This is a genomic window from Candidatus Streptomyces philanthi (assembly GCF_059553635.1).
In genome coordinates this window covers 47,552-66,320 of sequence record NZ_JCANQV010000002.1, presented here as the reverse complement: position 1 = coordinate 66,320, position 18,769 = coordinate 47,552, and the positions used below count along the sequence as shown (strand labels likewise).

Sequence of the window (18,769 nt, the reverse complement as noted above, 5' to 3'; positions counted from 1 at the left end):
ACACACCGGGACGGGCCGCCGCGCTCGGCTCAGGCGAGCGTGAGGGTGGGCTTGTACATCTCCAGCCACAGGGCGAGGTCGAGGGTCCGCTCCAGGCCCCGGCGGGACGCCTGGGTGATCTGGGGCGTGTCACGCCGGGCGGCCCGCTCCAGCCAGCCGCGGTCGATGATGTCGAACACCTGGTGCGAGGGCCGGGACAGCAGGTCCTTGGCGTGCTTCTGGAGGGCGACCGCGTACTGCGGGTCCTGCGTCGACGGGTAGGGGCTCTTGACGCGGTCGTAGACCGACGTGGGCAGCACGTCCTTGGTGGCCTCGCGCAGCAGGCTCTTCTCCCGCCCGTCGAACGACTTCAGCGCCCAGGGAGTGTTGTAGACGTACTCGACCAGCCGGTGGTCGCAGAACGGCACCCGCACCTCAAGGCCGACGGCCATGCTCGCGCGGTCCTTGCGGTCGAGGAGTATCCGCACGAACCGCGTCAGGTGCAGATAGCAGATGACGCGCATCCGGTACTCGAAGTCGCTCTCCCCGTCGAGCCGCTGGACGTCCTTGACCGCGGCGGAGTAGCCGTCGCTGACGTAGGACCTCAGATCGAGGGTCCGGGAGAGGGCGGGGTCGAGGATGGTGCCGTCGTCGCCGAAGTGCTCCGCGTAGCGGACGAGCCAGGGGAAGGTGTCGGCGCGGCGGGCCTCCTCGTCGAAGAACTGCTTGTACCCGCCGAAGACCTCGTCGGCGGACTCACCCGACAGCGCCACCGTCGAGTGCCCGCGGATCGCCTTGAACAGCAGGTAGAGGGAGGCGTCCATGTCGCCCAGGCCCATCGGGATGTCCCGCGCCCGGATGACCTTGGCGCGGACGTCGGGGTCCGCCAGCGCGTCCGAGTCCAGCACGATGTCCTGGTGGTCGGTGCCCGAGAGCCGGGCCACGTCGTGCACATAGGGGGTGTCCGGCGTGGCACGCAGGTCGTCGGCGACGAAGTGCTCGGTCTGCCCGACGAAGTCGACGGCGAAACTGCGCACCGACTCGCCGGCCTCCCCGAGCTGACGGGCCGCCAGCGCCGTCATGGCCGAGGAGTCCAGACCGCCCGACAGCAGGGTGCAGCGCGGCACGTCGGCGACGAGCTGGCGGCGGACGATGTCGTCGAGGAGGGTACGGACATGGGCGATGCTGGTGTCGCGGTCGTCCTGGTGCGCGCGGGTGGTGAGCGACCAGTAGACCCTCCGGCGCAGCCCGTTGCGGTCGACGGTGACCACGGTGCCGGGCTCGACCTCGTGCATCCCGTCCCACACGGCGTGGCCGGGCGTCTTGACGAAGGCGAACAGCTCGCGGATGCCGTCGAGACCGACGCGCCGGTCGGCGAGCGGGTTGGCGAGGATCGCCTTGGGCTCGGAGCCGAACAGCACGCCGTCGGCGGTGGGGTAGTAGTAGAACGGCTTGATGCCCATGCGGTCGCGGATCATGACGAGGCGCTGGAGCTGGTCGTCCCAGATGGCGAAGGCGAACATGCCGTTGAGCCGTTCGGCGACCGCCTCGCCCCATTCGAGGTAGCCGCGCAGGACGACCTCGGTGTCGGAGTCGGTGGTGAAGTGGTGTCCCCGGCCGATGAGTTCCTGGCGCAGTTCGGCGAAGTTGTACGCCTCACCGGAGTAGACGAGGGCGACCTCGCTCCCGTCGGGCTTCTGCGCGCTCATCGGCTGCCGTCCGCCGGGCAGGTCGATGATCGCCAGACGGCGGTGTCCGAGGGCGGCGGGACCCTTCACCCAGGTGCCGCGGTCGTCGGGCCCGCGGCAGGACATCGTCTCGGTCATCGCGTCCACCGTCCGCTGCTCTCCGCGCAGGTCCCGGTCGAAGGAAATCCAGCCGCTGATGCCACACATGCCATGCCCTCCTGTTCCGGCCCGGGGCAGCGCTCGGAGAGCCGCGCTGGGGCACGTCGGTGCCCCGGCGGCTCGGCGGCCTCACGGGCAGTTGTATCGAGCACCTATATTTCGATCGTGTTCCTCGCGGGTCACGCCGTCAATGCGCCAAGATCCCGCCCCACCCGCACGCCACGCCCCTCCCGTACCACCCCGCCACCGTCCGATCACGACCCTGAACTGCGCGTTCGCCGCAAGAGGCGGAAGGGGCGACAGGGGCGCTTTTGGTGAGAGCGATACACGGAAGAAAGGAAGGCTTTACCTGCACGGGGGCTGAGTACTCACAGGTAACCCCCTGCCGGGCCCCTCACGCGGCCGGGAGACGACGTCTGCCGCGACGGCCCGCCCCCGCGGAAAACTCGCGGCACACCTCGGCGGCCCGGGATACGGTCACCCCCGTGACACGAACACCATGGGACATACTGCTGCTCGGCGGAGCCTCCGGCATCGGCAAGAGCCGCGCCGCCGCCCGGCTCACCACCGGGACGGACGGATTCATCGTCGAGTTCGACGACGTCGTCAGCGCCGTCCAGGCCATCACCACCGCGGAACACCACCCCGCCCTCCACCACTTCGACCACGCCCCCACGGTGGCCCGCATGACGGGCGACCAGGTGCTGGACCTCCAGATCGCCACCGCTAAGGCCCTGGAGCCCGCCGTCCTGGGCGTCGTCCGCAACCGCCTGACGGTCGACGCACCCGCCCTGATCGAGGGCGACTACCTCACCCCGGCCGCCGCGGCGCGCGCCGTCGACGAGGGCCGCACGGCCGGACGCCGCGTACGGGCGGTCTTCCTCCACGAGGACGACCCCGACCGGATCACCGCCAACTACGCCGCCCGCGAACCGGACGACGGCGACCAGACGGAGCGCGCGGCCGTCAGCGCCCGCTACTCCCACTGGCTCGCCGAGCAGGCCCGCGCCCACACCCTCCCCGTGGTCCCCTGCCGCCCCTGGGACACCCTCCCGGACCGCATCCGCGAGGCCATTGGCTGAAAGAGGACGCCCAGGGCCGCCCGCCCTGGTGCCGCGGTCCCCGTACCCGGAGTACGGGGACCGCGGCACCAGGGAGCGGCTGAGCGCCCCCGCCGGTCGGGGCCCCGCCTCCGGGACCGCCGCCCTCACCGTTCCGTCACCGCAGAGGCGCCGGTGCCGGCCGGTGCAGAAGGGCGGTGGCGATGGCGGTCTGCACCGGATCCAGCGCCTCCTTGCCGTCCTCGACGTCCCAGAGCGCGTTCTGCAGGACACGGCCCAGCGTCCAGCCGGTGGCACGCGCACGGTCCAGACCGAGGGCCTCGGTGAGCAGGTCGAACCGGCGGAGGACGGCACGGGGCACGTCGCCCGTCGCCGTCACCGCGTCCCACCGGTTGTCCAGCGCGGGCAGCAGCTCGAACCCCGGGTCACCGGCCAGCGGTTCGGGATCGATGGCCAGCCAGGGTTCACGCTCCCCGCCGAGGACGTTGTCGTAGTGCAGGTCCCAGTGCAGCAGCCGGTCACCGGGCTCGCCGGCCACCTCGGCGACGGCGGACGCACAGGTGCGCAGCAGCCGCTGATCGGCGGGTTCGCGCAGCGCGTGTACGGCCCCGGGCGCCTGGTCGAGCATGCCGGCGGTGATGCCGGCCAGGTGCCGCAGACCCTGGGGCGCCGGAACGGCGACCAGACGCGCCAGCAGCCCGGCCAGAATCCGCAGCGCGGTGGTGTCGTCGGCCACCGAGGACAGCGGCCGGCTCGCGTCCAGACGTTCCAGCAGCATCGCGCCGGTCCCCGGATCGTGGTCGAGCAGCCGCACCACACCGTCGCCGTCCCAGGTCCGCAGGCCGAGCACGGTACCGGCGTTGTCCTCGGTGGGCCGCTGGAGCTTGAGCGCGGCGGGCGTACCGTCCGCGCGGACCACCGGCAGGACGAGCGAGGCCATGCCGTATCCGGCGGGGCCGTCCGGCCGCAGCGTCCAGCGGTCCAGCAGGTCCGCGCCCTGCCGCGGCAGAGCGGCGAGCCAGGCACGCGCCTCGGGGCCGAACGCACCGTGGCAGGCGGCGAACGCCTCGGGGACGTCGATGCTCGCGGGTGTGCGCATGAGGAAATCTCCTTCGTGGGTTCCGGATCTTTCTCGGGGACACGAAGGAGGGGCGGGGGTGCCCGGATGCCGGGCAGACGTCACAGCATGCCGCCACCCTACCCGGCGCGCCGCCGCGGCCTCTCGCCGCGACCGCCCTACGGCACCGGTGGCCGGTACGACCCCGCGTCCGGAACCGACGCCGGACCCTTTGCCCCCGGAGGACGGCCCTCTACCATGGCGCCCCCGCCGCGGGGAGAATGGGGGCGGCGGGCGTCGACGAGGGGGGCGGTGCGATGCCGACGGCGTTGCGTGAGGTGGTCAGGTTCGCTCTGGAGAACGCGGCTTCCGAGGAACTGCCGTTACTGGAAAGCCTGGAGGGGCTCGACGACGGGCGGGCCGGGCGCGCGCTCACCGCACGCGCCCGTTCCCGGGAACGGCTGGGATTCGGCCTCACGGAGGCGGTCGCGCTGGTCACCCCGGTGCTGTGGGCGGTGCTGGCGGAGGCCGGCAGCCACACGGTCGGGATCGCCGTGGACAGCGCCTTCGGCCGGGCCAAGGCACGCCTGCGCCGTCGGCGCGGCGGCCGGCGCGCCGAACAGATGACGCTCCCGGCGATGACACCCGAACGGATCGAGGAGATCCGGCACATGGTCAACGAGAGGTGCCGGGCCGCCGGAGTGAGCCGCGCCCGGTCCGTCGCGGTCGCCGACGCGGTGGCGGTCCGGCTGGCCATGGACGAACTGCGCAACGGGGCGGAGGCCGAGGGACCGGCCCGGTGAGCGGCCCCGGCGCCGGGACGGTCGCCGGCCCGGACCGCAGGACGGTGGTGTCGGGCACCACCCTGCGCTTCGGGCTGCTCGTCCTGCTCGTGGCGGCCAGCAGCGCCCATCTCATCGGGCTGATGGCACCGAAGGCCGGGCCGTACGGGGTGAGCGCACCGGTACCGGTGTGCCTGCGCGCCGTCGGGGAGAAGGTGACCGGGGGCCGTCTGCCGTTCTCGCACCTGCCGCTGCGGGGCGCCCGCGGCCAGGCGTTCTCGGACTGCGTGCAGCGGTACACCACCTTCCCGTGGGAGTGGGTGCTCGGCGGCACCGCCGTGGTGTTCACCGCGGCACTCGCCCTCTACTGGTGGACCCCTGCCTGGAAGACCCGCCGCGGACACCTCGTCCCCGTACGCGACGACCGCCTCGCCGCCGACCTCTCCGCGCTGGCACGGCGCGCGGAGGTCACCGGACGCGCGGGCTTCGTGATCCGCCCGGGAGCCGTCACCGCCGGCGGGGTGGCCTTCGGACGCTGGGGACGGGCCACCGTCTGCCTCAACGCCGGGCTGATCGCGCTGCGCGAGCGCGATCCGGCGCTCTTCCGCACGGTGGTGCTCCACGAACTGGCCCATGTCCGCAACCGTGACGTGGACATCGCCTGCGCCACGGAGGCACTGTGGCGGGCCTTCGCCGTACTGGTGCTCACCCCGTACACCGTGCTGTGCCTCCTGCCGAACGGCTTCCTCGGAGACCTCTCCGGCACCTTGGCCATCTGGCAGGGCGAATGGCAGATCGGACTGCGCGGCCTGGTGCATCCGGTGCTTCTCGTCCTGCTGGTCCTGCTCGCCCGCGCCGACGTGCTGCGCACCCGCGAGCTGTACGCGGACCTGGACGCCGTCCGCTGGGGAGGAGTGCTCCCCTCGCACGGCAACGAGACGCCGCCCGCCCGGGGCGTACGCGGTGCGCTGCGGCGGGTGGTGTCGCTGTGGCGGCCGCATCCGGACTGGTCGCAACGGGCGGACGCGCTGCGCGACCCGGAACCCCTGTTCGGCGCCCGGCCCGTCATGATCTTCCTCAACGCGCTCGCCGCCATGGAAGTGGTCTCCGCCCTGACGGTGCAGACCGGTTCCTCGGCACTCGACCACGCCGTCACCACGACCGCGGCCTGGCTGACCGCCGCCGCGATCACCGCCATCACCGGCGTCGCCCTGTGGCGCGCCGCCGTCCACGCCGTACTGACGGGCCGTCCGGCGCCCTCGGGACTGGCCGCGGGCTGCTGGCTGGGCGCGGGCCTGGTGGCGGGCGAACTGCTGACGTTCCGCTCGTCGGGCAACGGCTGGCTGCCGCAGCGCCCCGGCCTGCTGCTCGTCCTGGTCGTGGCGGGGGCCCTGCTGTGCTGGTGGGCCGCCCGCTGCGCCGAACTGTGGGCGGCCCGCTGCCGGGGCCGGACACCACGGTGGACGCTGCTGGGCGCCCTCGCGGTGTTCTTCGTGGTCCTCGGGTCCTGGTTCACCTTCTGGTACCAGGTCGGCAACCTCTACCTGCTGGGCCTGCCGGTACTCAGCGAGGGCGCCGACCACCTGGACCAGATCATCGGCGCCGACGACCCTGGCCTCTCCCGGCTGCACGCGGTGTTCCCGGTCCTCGGCACGGCGATGACGATCAAGGGGAGCGCTCCGCTGGCGGTGATCGGAGCCGCCCTGCTGTGGCTCTTCCCCCTGGCGGCCTGGGCGCGCCGACCGGTCGCGGGAACCCCGCGGTGGGTGCGTGCGGCCCTCGGCGACGCGGCGGAAACCTGGCGGGGCGTCGCCGCGCTGCCCTCACTGCGCTGGGTGGCGGCGCGCGGCGCGGCCGGGGGAGCGCTGGCCGTGACCATGCTGGTGGCGGTGCGCTGGTGGCTCCACCACCAGGGCGCGCAGTCGTGGGGTGAGGGCGGGGGGCTGGTCACCGTACTGCTGGTCAGCCTCGCCCTGAGTGCGGCGGCCGCGCTGACGGCCGGGTTTGTCCTTGGCCGTGCCCCCGCGTACGGGCTGCCGGTCGCGCTGGTGGCCGCCGGCGCCGCGGTACTGGTCGGACTGTGTGGTGCCTATGTTCTGATGTCCACCGATGCTTGTCTTCCGCAGCAGGCGGTGTTCAGCCGGGTGTGCGGCTGGAAGACGGCCCCTGCCTGGCAGCTGTTGTATCCGGTTATCGGCCCGCTGACCCTCGGGGTCGGTTTCTACCTGGCTCTGGTGGCGGCGGTGGTCGGTGCCGGGGCGGCGTGGTGGCGCGCCCGGGGCAAGCGCGTCGCCGCGGTCCCGGTTGCTCCCGGGGCACCTGACCGGGCGCGGCCGTCCACCCGTCGTATGGTCGTGGTGACGGTCGCCTGCGGTCTCCTGTTCCCGGTGGCCGTCCTGCTGGCCCGTGTCCTGCTGCACGTCCAGCGGCCCGCCGATACGTCGTCCGACTGGATCAACTGGGTCACCCGCAGCCAACTTGCCGTCGCGTCGGGGCTGGTGGCCGCGTCCCTCCTGGTGTGGTGGGTGGCCCGGCGCCGGCACCGTCCCGCCGTGTCCGCGGCCCTGGTCGGCGGCGGCCTGCTGGCCGGCACGGCCGCGGCCTTCCTTCTTCAGGCGACGGACGGTTGCCCGGGAAGCCCAGGGGTCCTCACCCAAACGTGCGGGTGGCGGCCCGGTGCCGCCTGGTACGTGACCGGCTCCGTCCTGCTGCCCGCCCTCCTGGAACTGGGCACCTGCGCGGTGGCGTTCACCGTCCTGGCGAACGCGATCCGTCGGCTCTGGCGCGGCGGTGGGCCCGTCCCCTCGTCCTCCGGGCGTCCCTGGCGGCGGCGAGCGGCGATCGCGGTGGTCTGCGCCGCCACCGTGACGATGCTCAGCGGCATGCTGCCCGGCGCCGACGGCCCCGGACCGCGGGCCACGGCGGGCGACCCGCCCACCACCACGGCACGCGCCACACCCAACGACGTGGATGTCGCCGTGTGGTGGGTGACGGTCGGCGGCCCGCTGATGAACGACGTGGACAAGGACCGCGAGGAACTGCTCGCCGCGATGCGGCGGTTCTCCCGGAAACCCGACGCCTCTTCCTTCTCCGCCCTGGCCACCCCGTGCGAGCACTGGACCGCCGACGCCCGCCGCGCACGGACGCTCCGCCCGGTCCCGAACACGTCGATGGCGAAGGCGTGGCGGCAGGCCGCCCGTTCGGCCGAGACCGGCGGGGAAATCTGCCGCCAGGGAATCGAACGGGGCGACCCGAACCGCTTCAACACGGGCCTCAGCAGCATCGTCCGGAGCGTCGGGCAACTTGCCGCGTTCCATGAGCTGCTGGATCCGGCGCTTCGTCGGATGACGTGGAGGCCGACGTCGTGAGGGGGAGGGGCCGTCTACGCCGACAGCGTGATCGCCGTGGCGGTGGGCACAAGAGGAGACCAGGCTGATCGTGACACGACCGGCCCGGCCCGGCGAACCTCGGTCCGACCGGCGCCCGGATCGCCGAAACGCACCATGACCACCTGACCAAGGGGCTTCTTCCCGCCGCTTCGTCGTCACGGCCAGGCGCACATGACCGCCGAGGCTCCGCCGAAGGCCGTCGCGCACGGTGAGCTCGCGGGACGTTAGCGAGGCGTTTCCGGAACGTCAGCGGCTCCGGAAAAAGTGGTGTCCACCTTGCGGGAGTGACCAAACAAAATTCCCGCACGAAACACAGGGGGAACCCGATCATGCGCACTTCCCGGATTCGTACCGCCGCCTTGGCCGCCGTCACCGCCGCGCTGGCGCTGGGCCTGACCGCTTGTGGCGGCGCCGACGCCGACTCGAAGGCCGCGGGTGGCGACAACGCCGCCGGTACCGCGCAGAGCCGTTCCGCGTCCGGCGGGGACGCCAAGGCGGGCGTGCGCTCGGCGACCGCCTCGGGCGGGACGGAAGAGGTCGCGAGCAAGGGCACGACGGCCGGCGCCGCGCAGTGCCGCGGCGACGAGATGCTGGTCACGGCGGTGCACCGGTTCGCCGGGCAGCAGGGCGACCATCTGCTGGTCACGGCGTCGAACGAGGGAAGCAAGCCGTGCTGGGTCACCTCGTACCCGGCCGTGAAGCTCGGCGACGACATCGACGGCCCCGCGCTGCCGCACTCGAAGAAGGACAACCCGGGCGGCGACAAGCACATCACGCTCCGGCCCGGCGGCAAGGCGTACAGCGCGGTGAACCTCTTCGACTACGGCTCGAAGAACCACACGGCGAAGTCGTTCGCCATCGCGCTGCGCGGCGCGGACGGACACGTCGGTCCCTTCTACTCCGTCGACGCCAAGGGCGACAAGCCGCAGTTCAGGTGGAACGAGGCCGATGTACTGAACTGGAACACCAAGAAGCCGTACGACTTCTGACGGCCGTGAGACGGCGAGTCCGGGACGTGCGGCACGGCGCGTCCCGAACTCCGTCGTCATGACTTCGGTGTGCCGGCAATCGTGTCCGGCTCGTCCGACGAGATGAAGACCCGCTCGTGAACGGCCGGCACTCAGCAGCTGGACAACGGCGACCGGAACCGCCCGCAAACCCCCGGCCCGTACCCACGCACGACGCGCCGCACCGGGACGGCAAGGACACGCTCGGCCCCCGTGAGGCCGATGTGAAGCCCGGCGGCTTGCCGAAGAAGCTGCTCCTGTGGACCGGACTGGCCCTCTGCATCGCCTTCACCGCCTGGGTGGCCTGGGGTCTCCTCCAGCTCGACCACGACATCGACCACCCCCGCGAAGGCGGCTTCTCCGGCTGGCAGTGCGACGCCGACCGCGAGTGCGGTTCCTGACGATCAAGGGCCGGTCACTCCACTGAGCAATGCCCCTCGCCGAAGCGTACGGGCCACCGGGCAGCGACTGAGGCTGCTCATCGCATCCGCCCGCCGGGACGCCGCAAGGGTGAACCGAGTGGCATACCGGCGGTGTCCGCCTGCTGCTGTCCCTGCCCGGCGGACGGGGACGGCAGGGGCTCGGGGGCGACCTGGGCCGTCGGCGGGCTGTCCGTCTGCTTCAACGTCGCGCTGCTCACCGCCGGCTTCTACGACTTCGGCTTCTACGACTACGGGATCGGTGCCGTCCCTGCGTCAAGCAGTACGATGACACCCGCAGAATCCTCCGCAACAAACGAGCGCGAGAGGTATATGCGGCAACGCGGCCTCAAGCGGAGAATCGCCAACGGCGGAGGCAAGCCCATCGCCAACGGCGGCGACCCCAGCCTGGTCAACCTCCGCCCCTGCGCGCAGCCCGCAATCATCGGAAGCAGGCCCGGTGGCCGATCAGTAAGTCTTTTCTCGAACAGGTCCGGGTCTCTGTAGTGCAGGACAGGGCAGTCGGTTTGTTCGACTGAGACCGACTGCCCGGTCAGCCGCCATCGGGCGGCGCCATGTCCGCGCGCTGGGCCCGGCACCGGCAGGCGGTGGACCCCGGCATCTGGTGGGGCAAGGGCCGCGCGGGACGGTATTCGGTACCGGGTCAGCCCCAGAACTCCCGCAGGGCGGCGTTGACGGCCGCGGGCTCCTGGGTGTGCGGGTAGTACCCGGGTACCCGCAGGAGACGACCCCCGAGGGAGTCCGTGAGGGACTCGGCCACGGCCATGAGGGGAGTCCCCACGTGCTCACGGTACGCGGCCGGCGCGTCCTCCCAGGTTCCGCAGATCACCATGACCGGCAGGGCGGCGCCCCGGACCACCTCCAGCGGGATCTCCGCCTCCCAGATGGGCCGCTCCTTCATGGAGGTGGCAACGGCACGCAGCCGGCGCGGCGTGGGCTCGGGCATGGCCATCCCCAATCCCTCGGTGGACGCACGCAGATACTGCTCCGGCGTGACACCGTCCGGGATGCCCGGGGCACCGTCGCGCACCCGGTCGAGGAGGTCGGCGACGACCGGATGGTGCGCGGCCGCGGTGAAGGCAGAGGGCTGGATGAGGGCGAGGGAGCGGACCAGGTCGGGCCGGCGCGCGGCGGCAATGAGCGCGGTGACGGCGCCGTTCCCGTGCCCCACAAGGTGCGCGCCGCCGTGCCCCGCGGCGCAGGCCCCGTCGCCAAGCACCTCCACGACGTCTTCGGCGTCGACATCGAAGTCGCTGCGCACGGTGTCCGGGCTGTCACCGTAACCCCGGCGGTCCATCAGAAGCAGCCGCCGACTGTCCGCGAGGGGCCGCTGCCCGGCAAACCCATACATGGAGTCGCTGCCCCAGGTGAAGATGTTGTGGATGAAGAGGGCGGGGGCAGCAGCGGCCGCCGGGGCCACAGGAGCCCCCGAAACTGTCGGCACCCGGCCTCCCGTGCCCCGATCGCGGTCGTCCCACACGGTCACGCGCACGGCTGCCATAGCCGTCCTCCCGAAGCTGAGGTACATCAACTCCCTTGAGAATAAGTCTCGATACACGGCTGCCGTGTGGATGACTGGCCCTTCACGGGCACACCCGGTCGTTGGGGTGCTCGTTCACCGTGCCTGCCGGTCCTCTAGGGTCGGTTCCACGACACGGACCACGCCGCCGCGTCCGCTCGAACAACACATTCCATCGGAGATTGCCGGATCAGTTCCCTCAATTCCCCCGGGTCGCCGACATGTTTTCGGAATATCGAGCTTTGCGGGAACGCTCCGCACCGTTCAACGGTGCTCTACAAGCCGCATATTTCCTGGCCGGGATACGGGGCAGGACTTGCTGCCGGACCCATGAGCGGCTTCTTTGGAGCCAGCCTCAACCGTGAATCCATCGGTCAGTGTGTACTCGACCCGCGGCGGAACTTCACGGTATACGGTCCGCGTCACCAGGCCGTCAGCCTCCAGTTCCCTCAGCTGACGGGTCGGCATGCGCTGGGTGATGGTCGGCATTGCCCGTCTCAGTTCACCGAAGCGACGTGTTCCCGAGACCAGTTGCTTCAGAATGGCCAGCTTCCAGCGGCCCCCGAGAACCTCCATGGCGAACTCGATGGCACAGTAATCCGGCGCATCATCGATACGGGAACGCACAGCTGACCTGTATTGGTATACGGAATGGTACTAGGGAACATGAAAGACCGTACTTGCAGACCATGTCGGTACGCACGGAAACTGAGAATATGATGAAAAGGGAAGTGTTGGCCCCGGTGCGCGCGTCAAAGAAGGTGCCAGGGAAGCCGCCTGAGAACTCGCCGGGACAACGGTGGCTGGTACTGGCTGTGGTGTCGGGCAGCCTGTTCCTGTGCGGTATCGACCTCACCGTGCTGCACGTCGCCGTACCGAACATGAGCCGGGATCTCCGGCCCAGCGCCGCCCAGTTGCTGTGGATCGTCGACGTGTACTCGCTGGTGCTTGCCGCCCTGCTCGTGACCTGCGGCACGCTGGGGGACCGCATCGGTCGGCGTCGCATGGTTCTGAGTGGTTTCTTCACCTTCGGCCTAGCCTCGGCCGCGTGTGCCTTCTCAACGTCGACCGCACAGCTCATCGCCGCGCGCGCTGCGCTCGGCGCGGGGGCGGCGATGATCATGGCCTCGACGGTCGCGATCATCAGGGTCGTGTTCACGGACGACCGCGAACGGGCTCTCGCCATCGGTGCGTGGACCTCCGCACACAGCGCGGGAGCAACGATCGGACCACTGATCGGCGGGCTGGTCACCGAGAGGTGGGGATGGGGCGCCGTCTTCCTGGTAAACGTCCCCGTGATCGTCGTCATCCTGGCCGTCGGTGTCCGCGTCATCCCGGAGTCGAGGAACCCCGCCCCGCGCCGCTGGGACCTGGCCAGCGTGGTGCTGTCCGTCGCCGGTCTGGCGGGCGTGGTATACGCACTCAAGCAGGCCGGTGAGCACGCGGGGGTGAACACCACGATCCTCGTCGCGGCCATCGGCGGAATCGCACTGCTGTATGCCTTCATCCGCCGTCAGCGACGCCTCGCAGAGCCGCTGCTGGACTTCTCCCTGTTCGGCGAACGCCGCTTCAGCACCGCCACCCTATGTGTCATCGGCTGCTTCGGCAGCTACGTCGCCCTGCTCTTCTTCCTCACCCAATGGCTGCAACAGGTGGGCGGTTACTCGCCACTGCACGCCGGCCTGTCGTTGATGCCCCTGGCCGCCGCCAATGCTGTCGGCGCGATCACCGCGCCCTGGGCGGCGAACCGGTGGGGCAACCGTTGGGCTCTCACCGGCGCGCTCTCCCTCTTCGCCGCCGCTTATGCGGCCATCGCCGCCGTCGGCGACACCGCCCACTACGGCATGCTTCTCCTACCTCTGCTCGGGGCGGGATACGGCGCCGGCATCGTGATGACCCTGGGCGCCGACACCATTATGAGTGCCGCACAGCCCGAACGCTCCGGAGAGGCGGCCGCCATCCAGGAGACGTCCTTCGAACTGGGCGCGGCCCTCGGCGTCGCCGTCCTCGGAGCCGTCCTGGCTGCCGTCTATCGCACCAGCCTGCCCGTGGTACCGGGCCTCGGACCAGACGAACGCGCCACTGCCGAACAATCATTTGTCGCAGCCGAGGATCTCGTGACACGCCTGCCGTCCCGCGCCGCGGACGCCGTGTTGTACGCGGCCCGACAGGCATACGATCGCGGTTTCACGGCCGTGGCGGTGATCGCAGCGGTCGGCCTCGTCGCCACCACGTTCATGGCGGCCATCTTGCTGCGCCCACGTAAGGCGGGGAAAAGCCCTGCCGGGGATTGACGGATGTGCTGGTCAGGCAGGCGCCTCGGCTGCCGAGACAGATGCCGGCATCACAATGCGCCAAGGCGGCGCTGCCCGCGTACGGACCCACCCAGTCGCGATAACGACTTGGGGAGCGATAAGAGTGCCCCGCTGTGTGGGCCCAGGGCCGGGCTGGCCGGCAGATACGGACTCGAAGCCGGCTATCCGCGTCATCGCTCAAGTCGTCGAAGTGGTTGTTTTTGCAGGCGAGTTGGCGTGATCTGGTGATCATCGAAGGCAGCCGTGGCAGCGTGGCTCCCGGTGTGCCCGGGCTGGGGGAGGAGAGCGGGAAGGGGCGCAGGGGCTGGTGCTGATCGTCGTCGCCCTGGTCGTGTTCGTGGTCTGCAGGCGGTGCAGGTACCCCGGCACCTGGGCGCACGCCTTCAGCGCATGGTAAGCGGCCGAGTGCGAGGACCTGGACGCCGCCCGCCGGCAGGTGAAGGGCCTGCGGGTGGCTGCCGGCCGGGAACGGCGTGCTGCCGAGCGGGCCGTCGACAGCGCGGCACGCAAGGAACAGGAGCGGGTCACCGCGGCCCTGCGCAACCCCGGCCTGCCGTCACGCTCACCGGCGGCAACCGCCACGACGTCACCCAACCCCTGCCCCTGTTGGACGCCATCCCACCGATCCGGGGCATGCGTGGACGCCCCCGCCGCAGGCCCCGGCGCCGGGTCCCTGGGATTCGGCGGGCGTTCGACGGTGATGGCGGTCCCGGTCGGGCGTCCTTGCGGCCGGGGTTCCGGGAGCGAGCAGTCGCGTGGGCGGGAGCTGGGCGGTGGTCTTGAAGAGCGGTCTTCGGTCCGGTTACATCTGTTCCTTGAGTTGACCACGACAGGTCCTCGCCCGAGGATACGGGGGACGGAAGTGCTCTGTGAGTGGCGCTTTTCCGAGGCCGGACGGAAGGTGTGGGGGAGCCTGGTGAATGCCCGCGACGTGCGGGCAGTTCCGTCCCTCCCCAGCACGGCATCACGGCAGCGTGGTGTCCCGCCGCGATGGTCCTGTGCCGGGCCTGCAGGGCGTTCGGGGCCGTTGCACGTGTTCGGGTACGGAGGCCCGCTCGCGTCTGCGGCGGGCGGTCTGCGTGGCTGTTTCCAGTCCGGTGGGGTGCCGTGCCTGTTGTCCGGCTGCTGTCGCGGACGCGGCTGTGGCTCAGGCTTCCGCCGCGATGCCGCCCCTGTGGTCGCGGGGTGGCAGGTGCCGGGTGGTGCTGGTCGGCGGGCGGCTGCGTTCCGACTCGACCGCGTCTTCGGCGGCATGCCTGTGAGGAGTTCCTTACCGTCTGCCCGCTCTTTCACTGCCGGCCCGGTGCGCCGGGCGAGGCGTCATACGACCGGAGGGCACCGCATATGACCTCTTCCGCGCTTTTCCCGGCCGCCCTCGCGCGTACCGTGCGCGGCCACGGCCCCGCAGTGGTCCTCGCTCACGGAGCCGGTGGCAGCGCCGCTGCGAACTGGGGCGGTGTTATCAAGGCTCTCAGCGGACGGTTCACCGTCATTGCTCCCGACCTGCCTGGGTCGGGCGGTACGCCGTGTGCCTCCGCACCGCTGTCCCTGGACGGGCTGGCCGACCAGCACGTGGCCGCCGCCGTGCAGGAGGGGCACGAGCATTTCGCCATGGCCGGCTACTCGCTGGGCGCCGCCGTCGCCGTGCGCGCGGCAACCCGGCACCCGCGGCGCGTGACCGCCCTGGCCCTGGTGGCCGGCACGGCCTACGCGGACCAACGGCTTCGGCTGATCGCGCGGTTGTGGCACGGCCTGATCGACCACCCGGCACTCCTGGACATGTGGGGGTTGGTCTCGGGTTTCCGGGAGGAGGAGCTTGACGCTCTTGCCGGGCAGGGCCTGGACGGGGTGCTCGGCCGCATGCCCGTCCGCCGGGCCCCGGGACTGGCCGATCACATCGAGCTGCTCTCACGCGCCGACGTGCGTGAGGACCTGTCCCGTCTCCGAGTTCCCGTTCTGGTGGTCAGCACCAGCGCCGACACGTTCATCCTGCCGAGCCACCACAGGAAGCTGCGTGACGGCATCGCCGGGGCCCGCTTCGGGGAGTTGCGCTCGGGGCACGTGATCACGGCCCAGCGGATGGCGGAACTGGCCGACCAGCTGGATGCTTTCCTGACCGATGTGGCACAGGACCGCCGTCCCCGGGCCGCCGGCACCTCCTCGTGATGTGAGTGGGGGGTTCGTCGTTGGGTGTGGGTGGGTTGGGGTGTGTGGTGGGTGTTATGTGTGGTTGGGTTTGTTGTGGGGGGGTGGGTGGATCAGTTCTGCTGTGATGTGGGCGAGTTCAAGGGATTGTGATCGGTTGAGGCGGGGGTCGCAGGCGGTTTCGTAGCGGTGGTGGAGGTCGGTGGTGGATATGTGTTGTGTGCCGCCGAGGCATTCGGTGACGTCGTTGTCGGTGAGTTCGAGGTGGAGGCCGCCTGGGTGGGTTCCGAGGGTGTGGTGGATTTCGAAGAAGCCGTGTATTTCGTCGATGATGTCGTCGAAGTGGCGGGTTTTGAGTTGTCCGGATTTGATTGTGTTGCCGTGCATCGGGTCGCACTGCCAGATGACGGTGTGTCCGCGGGCGGTGACTTTTTCTATGATTGCGGGCAGTACGTCCCGTATCCGGGTGCTGCCCATCCGGCTGATGAGGGTGAGTCTGCCTGGTTGGTGGTCGGGGTCGAGGCGTGCGGCGTATTCGATGGCTTCTTCCGGGGTGATGGACGGTCCTATTTTGAGTCCGATGGGGTTGGCGAGGAGTTCGGCGAGTGCGATGTGGGCGCCGTCGAGTTGGCGGGCTCGTTCGCCGATCCACAGGAAGTGTGACGAGAGGTCGTAGAGTGCGGGTTTGCCGGGGTTGTGGTGGTGGGCGCGCAGCAAGGCGCTTTCGTAGTCGAGCAGGAGGGCCTCGTGGCTGACGAAGAGTTCGTCGTCGGTGGGGGCTGCTGTGGGGGGTCCGGTGGTGTGCAGGGAGCGGATGACGGCCATGGCGGCGCGGGAGCGGGTGTAGGCGCGGTACATCCGGCCCGGGTCGGGTAAGCGGGCCTCGGCGGTGGCTTCGAGGGCGTTGATGATGTCTCCGCGGTAGCTGGGCAGGCCCAGTGCGTCCACGGGGGCCGAGCGTGGTTTCGCGTACTGCCCGGCCATCCGGCCCACGGTCACCACCGGCGGCCGCCCCCGGTTTGACAGTACTGCGGCCATGCGGGAGAGGGTGCCGGCGGTGGCTGCTACCTCCCGGGCGGTCGTCCGGGCGAAGGTTTCGGCGCAGTCGCCGCCTTGCAGGAGGAACGCGGCGCCGGTCGCCACCGCGGCCAGGCGTGTCCGCAGCCGGTCGACTTCCGTGACGCGTACCACCGGGTCCGCGTCGGCCAGGACGGCCTGCACCCGGCGTACGGCCTGCAGGTCGTGCCACAGCGGTTGCTGTGCCGCGGGTCGGGCGAGGGCCTCGTCCACCGCGGACCTGAGGTGGTGCGGCAGCGGCGAGGGCCGTGCGGTGCCGGGCTGAGGAGCCGCAGGTGCTTGTCTGGTCAAGGGTCCCCCTCGTGCAGCTCAGCATGACGGTGAATTTAAGGAAGTGCGTCGTTGCGGACCAGGCGGGCAGTGCGAATGGACTGAAGCCGCCCGATGGCGGTGCTTGTGTGGCGGACGCGGAATCGACGCCTTGCCCGAATCTCTCACGGTGGCTGTCCCGGGCGAATCCTATGGGCTTTGCCCGGGACGGCAAATGTTTGAATCCGCGGGCGGTCGGGCGCCGTCCGAAGCCGTGGACAACATAACGCGTTCCGATACCGTGGAGCGGTCGCATCACTACGCGGGCCACTGCGGCCATTTCATTCTGACCGAGACGCAGCCGTGCCGCGGCCGGCCGGGCCGGCGCTCGCATTCTGGCGGCGGACGTCCGGGCGCGCAGGCATCGGGAAAGGACCATGCGGTGAGTGCACTGATGCAGGACAAGACCGTTCTGGTGACCGGAGCGGCGCGCGGACAGGGGCGCCAGCACGTCTTGCGGATGGCGGGCGAGGGCGCGGACGTGATCGCCGTCGACCTGTGCGCGGCGCTGCCCGGCGTGGCCTACGCCTCGGCGGAGCGCTCCGACCTTGACGAAACCGTGGCCCTGGCGCAGGCCACCGGGCGGCGGGTCGTCCCGGTGGTCGCCGACGTCCGCGACCTCGCGGCTTTGCGGGACGGGGTGGACCGGGCCGTCGAATCCCTCGGGCGCCTCGACGCGGTGGTCGCCAACGCGGGCATCTGCATCCCCTGTGCCTGGGACCAGGTCACCGAGGACATCTTCCGCGACACGATGGACATCAACGTGCGCGGCACCTGGAACACGGTGATGGCGGCGGCGCCGCACCTGGTGGAGGCGGGCGGCGGCGCCGTCGTGCTGATGAGCTCCTCGGCGGGCCTGAAGGTACAGCCCTTCATGATCCCCTACACCACCAGCAAGTTCGCCGTGCGCGGAATGGCGAAGGCGTTCGCCGCCGAACTCGCCCGGTTCAACATACGCGTCAACAGCGTGCACCCGACCGGCGTCGACACCACGATGGGCAGCCGCCCCATGCTCACCCAGGTCGCCAAGGCGAGCATGGCCGATCCGCGGCTGCGCGGCATGCTGGTGAACATGCTGCCGGTGCAGGGCATCCCGGCGCAGGACGTCGCGGACGCCGTGCTGTTCCTGGTGTCCGACGCCTCCCGGCACATCACCGCGCACGCCCTGGCCGTCGACGCCGGGGTCAGTGAGTTCTGAGCCCGGCCGCCAGGTCCTCGACGGCCGCCCGCAGCCGGGCCCGCAGCACCACCGGAGTGGTGACGTGCAGCGTGTGCATGCCCAGGCGGCGGGCGGCCGCGACGACCGCGGCCCGGTCGTCGACCATCAGTGCCTCGTGCGGAGCGCTCCCGCAGCGCTCCAGCACCGCGGCGAAGTACCCGGCCGACGGCTTGACCCGGCCCACGCGCCACGAGGAGCACAGCCGGCCGAACAGCCCGTAGTGCCCATACCGCTCGTTCTTGAGGTGGTCCCAGTGCTCGGCCTCGTTGTTGGCCAGGGCGAGCGTCAGCTCCGGATGCTCCCGCGCCACCGCCGCCAGTTCCGTGACGTTGGCGCCGTAGCAGCGGACACTGCCGGCGTACAGGCCGTCCGCCCACTCCCCGTCGAACGCCCCCGCCCGGGGACTGCCCGCCTCCTCCAGCAGACCGCGCAGGACATCATGCACATGAAAAGCACCGCTCTCGTAGAGATGCGCCGAGGCCTTGACGCCCCGCAGCAGCCGGTCCGCGTCGGCGGCGTACCGGCGCGCGACATCCGGGACGAAGGACGTCTCCTCCGTGATGTTGTTGAACAAGACCCCACCCGCGTCGACCAGCAATGTCCGGATCACCACGCAACCCCCG

14 protein-coding genes and 1 pseudogene are annotated in these 18,769 nt (G+C 70.8%); 9 read left to right on the top strand and 6 right to left on the bottom strand.

The window, feature by feature from the left end:
- Nucleotides 1-29: 29 nt before the first annotated feature.
- The gene (gene asnB, locus AC51EU_RS00885; RefSeq protein ID WP_496264623.1) at nt 30-1,874 is read right to left on the bottom strand and encodes an asparagine synthase (glutamine-hydrolyzing); all 1,845 of its coding nucleotides are present in this window, start codon (nt 1,872-1,874) and stop codon (nt 30-32) included.
- A 437-nt stretch (nt 1,875-2,311) separates the two neighbouring features.
- Between asnB and AC51EU_RS00880 the strand changes: the two genes are divergently transcribed.
- Nucleotides 2,312-2,908, top strand: a complete 597-nt coding sequence (locus AC51EU_RS00880) for an AAA family ATPase (protein WP_496264622.1) — start codon at nt 2,312-2,314, stop codon at nt 2,906-2,908.
- 136 nt (nt 2,909-3,044) lie between these two features.
- Here the strand turns inward: AC51EU_RS00880 and AC51EU_RS00875 are convergent, their stop codons facing one another.
- Complete coding sequence (locus tag AC51EU_RS00875) at nt 3,045-3,986, bottom strand: aminoglycoside phosphotransferase family protein (protein WP_496264621.1); 942 nt, start codon at nt 3,984-3,986, stop codon at nt 3,045-3,047.
- A 275-nt stretch (nt 3,987-4,261) separates the two neighbouring features.
- On the opposite strand from AC51EU_RS00875, the gene AC51EU_RS00870 reads away from it, so the two are divergent.
- The 4 genes from AC51EU_RS00870 to AC51EU_RS00855 all read left to right on the top strand — a co-directional run bounded on the left by AC51EU_RS00870 (nt 4,262) and on the right by AC51EU_RS00855 (nt 9,523).
- Nucleotides 4,262-4,747 (top strand): hypothetical protein, encoded by a 486-nt coding sequence (locus AC51EU_RS00870; protein ID WP_496264620.1) that lies wholly within the window; start codon nt 4,262-4,264, stop codon nt 4,745-4,747.
- Entirely contained in the window at nt 4,744-8,094 is a 3,351-nt protein-coding gene (locus AC51EU_RS00865; RefSeq protein WP_496264619.1) for a M48 family metalloprotease, read from the top strand. The genes AC51EU_RS00870 and AC51EU_RS00865 overlap by 4 nt, the downstream gene beginning before the upstream one ends.
- 350 nt (nt 8,095-8,444) lie before the next feature.
- The gene (locus AC51EU_RS00860) at nt 8,445-9,104 is read left to right on the top strand and encodes a DUF4232 domain-containing protein (RefSeq protein WP_496264618.1); all 660 of its coding nucleotides are present in this window, start codon (nt 8,445-8,447) and stop codon (nt 9,102-9,104) included.
- Nucleotides 9,105-9,361: 257 nt separating this feature from the next.
- Nucleotides 9,362-9,523: a hypothetical protein gene (locus tag AC51EU_RS00855; RefSeq protein ID WP_496264617.1), complete on the top strand. Its 162-nt coding sequence runs from the start codon at nt 9,362-9,364 to the stop codon at nt 9,521-9,523.
- A 682-nt stretch (nt 9,524-10,205) separates the two neighbouring features.
- On the opposite strand, the gene AC51EU_RS00850 is transcribed toward AC51EU_RS00855, so the two are convergent.
- Together AC51EU_RS00850 and AC51EU_RS00845 are read right to left on the bottom strand one after the other, a co-directional pair.
- Entirely contained in the window at nt 10,206-11,063 is an 858-nt protein-coding gene (locus AC51EU_RS00850; RefSeq protein WP_496264616.1) for an alpha/beta fold hydrolase, read from the bottom strand.
- Nucleotides 11,064-11,345: 282 nt separating this feature from the next.
- Nucleotides 11,346-11,708 carry a winged helix-turn-helix transcriptional regulator gene (locus AC51EU_RS00845; RefSeq protein WP_496264615.1) on the bottom strand — a complete coding sequence of 121 codons (363 nt, stop codon included), beginning with the start codon at nt 11,706-11,708 and terminating at the stop codon, nt 11,346-11,348.
- A gap of 62 nt (nt 11,709-11,770) precedes the next feature.
- Between AC51EU_RS00845 and AC51EU_RS00840 the strand changes: the two genes are divergently transcribed.
- The 3 genes and pseudogenes from AC51EU_RS00840 to AC51EU_RS00830 all read left to right on the top strand — a co-directional run bounded on the left by AC51EU_RS00840 (nt 11,771) and on the right by AC51EU_RS00830 (nt 15,562).
- Nucleotides 11,771-13,375 (top strand): MFS transporter, encoded by a 1,605-nt coding sequence (locus AC51EU_RS00840; RefSeq protein WP_496264614.1) that lies wholly within the window; start codon nt 11,771-11,773, stop codon nt 13,373-13,375.
- Between the two features lie 582 nt (nt 13,376-13,957).
- Nucleotides 13,958-14,059 (top strand): annotated as a pseudogene (locus tag AC51EU_RS00835) (IS5/IS1182 family transposase); the annotation flags it as partial.
- A gap of 681 nt (nt 14,060-14,740) precedes the next feature.
- Nucleotides 14,741-15,562 (top strand): alpha/beta fold hydrolase, encoded by an 822-nt coding sequence (locus AC51EU_RS00830; RefSeq protein ID WP_496264613.1) that lies wholly within the window; start codon nt 14,741-14,743, stop codon nt 15,560-15,562.
- 54 nt (nt 15,563-15,616) lie between these two features.
- On the opposite strand, the gene AC51EU_RS00825 is transcribed toward AC51EU_RS00830, so the two are convergent.
- Entirely contained in the window at nt 15,617-16,909 is a 1,293-nt protein-coding gene (locus tag AC51EU_RS00825) for a 3-deoxy-7-phosphoheptulonate synthase (RefSeq protein WP_496264612.1), read from the bottom strand.
- 400 nt (nt 16,910-17,309) lie between these two features.
- Here AC51EU_RS00825 and AC51EU_RS00820 point away from each other — a divergent pair, with 400 nt between their 5' ends.
- A complete protein-coding gene (locus tag AC51EU_RS00820; RefSeq protein ID WP_496264611.1) occupies nt 17,310-18,125 on the top strand; it encodes a mycofactocin-coupled SDR family oxidoreductase in 816 nt (271 codons plus the stop codon).
- Here AC51EU_RS00820 and AC51EU_RS00815 read toward each other — a convergent pair.
- Nucleotides 18,112-18,759, bottom strand: coding sequence for an HAD family hydrolase (locus AC51EU_RS00815; protein WP_496264610.1), 648 nt, complete (start codon nt 18,757-18,759; stop codon nt 18,112-18,114). The genes AC51EU_RS00820 and AC51EU_RS00815 overlap by 14 nt on opposite strands.
- Nucleotides 18,760-18,769 lie beyond the last annotated feature (10 nt).

Coding starts and splice junctions, on each gene's coding strand:
- AC51EU_RS00830 (WP_496264613.1), top strand. CDS start 14,741: ATGACCTCTTCCGCGCTTTTCCCGGCCGCCCTCGCGCGTACCGTGCGC.
- AC51EU_RS00870 (WP_496264620.1), top strand. CDS start 4,262: ATGCCGACGGCGTTGCGTGAGGTGGTCAGGTTCGCTCTGGAGAACGCG.
- AC51EU_RS00875 (WP_496264621.1), bottom strand. CDS start 3,986: ATGCGCACACCCGCGAGCATCGACGTCCCCGAGGCGTTCGCCGCCTGC.
- AC51EU_RS00860 (WP_496264618.1), top strand. CDS start 8,445: ATGCGCACTTCCCGGATTCGTACCGCCGCCTTGGCCGCCGTCACCGCC.
- AC51EU_RS00850 (WP_496264616.1), bottom strand. CDS start 11,063: ATGGCAGCCGTGCGCGTGACCGTGTGGGACGACCGCGATCGGGGCACG.
- AC51EU_RS00840 (WP_496264614.1), top strand. CDS start 11,771: ATGTCGGTACGCACGGAAACTGAGAATATGATGAAAAGGGAAGTGTTG.
- asnB (WP_496264623.1), bottom strand. CDS start 1,874: ATGTGTGGCATCAGCGGCTGGATTTCCTTCGACCGGGACCTGCGCGGA.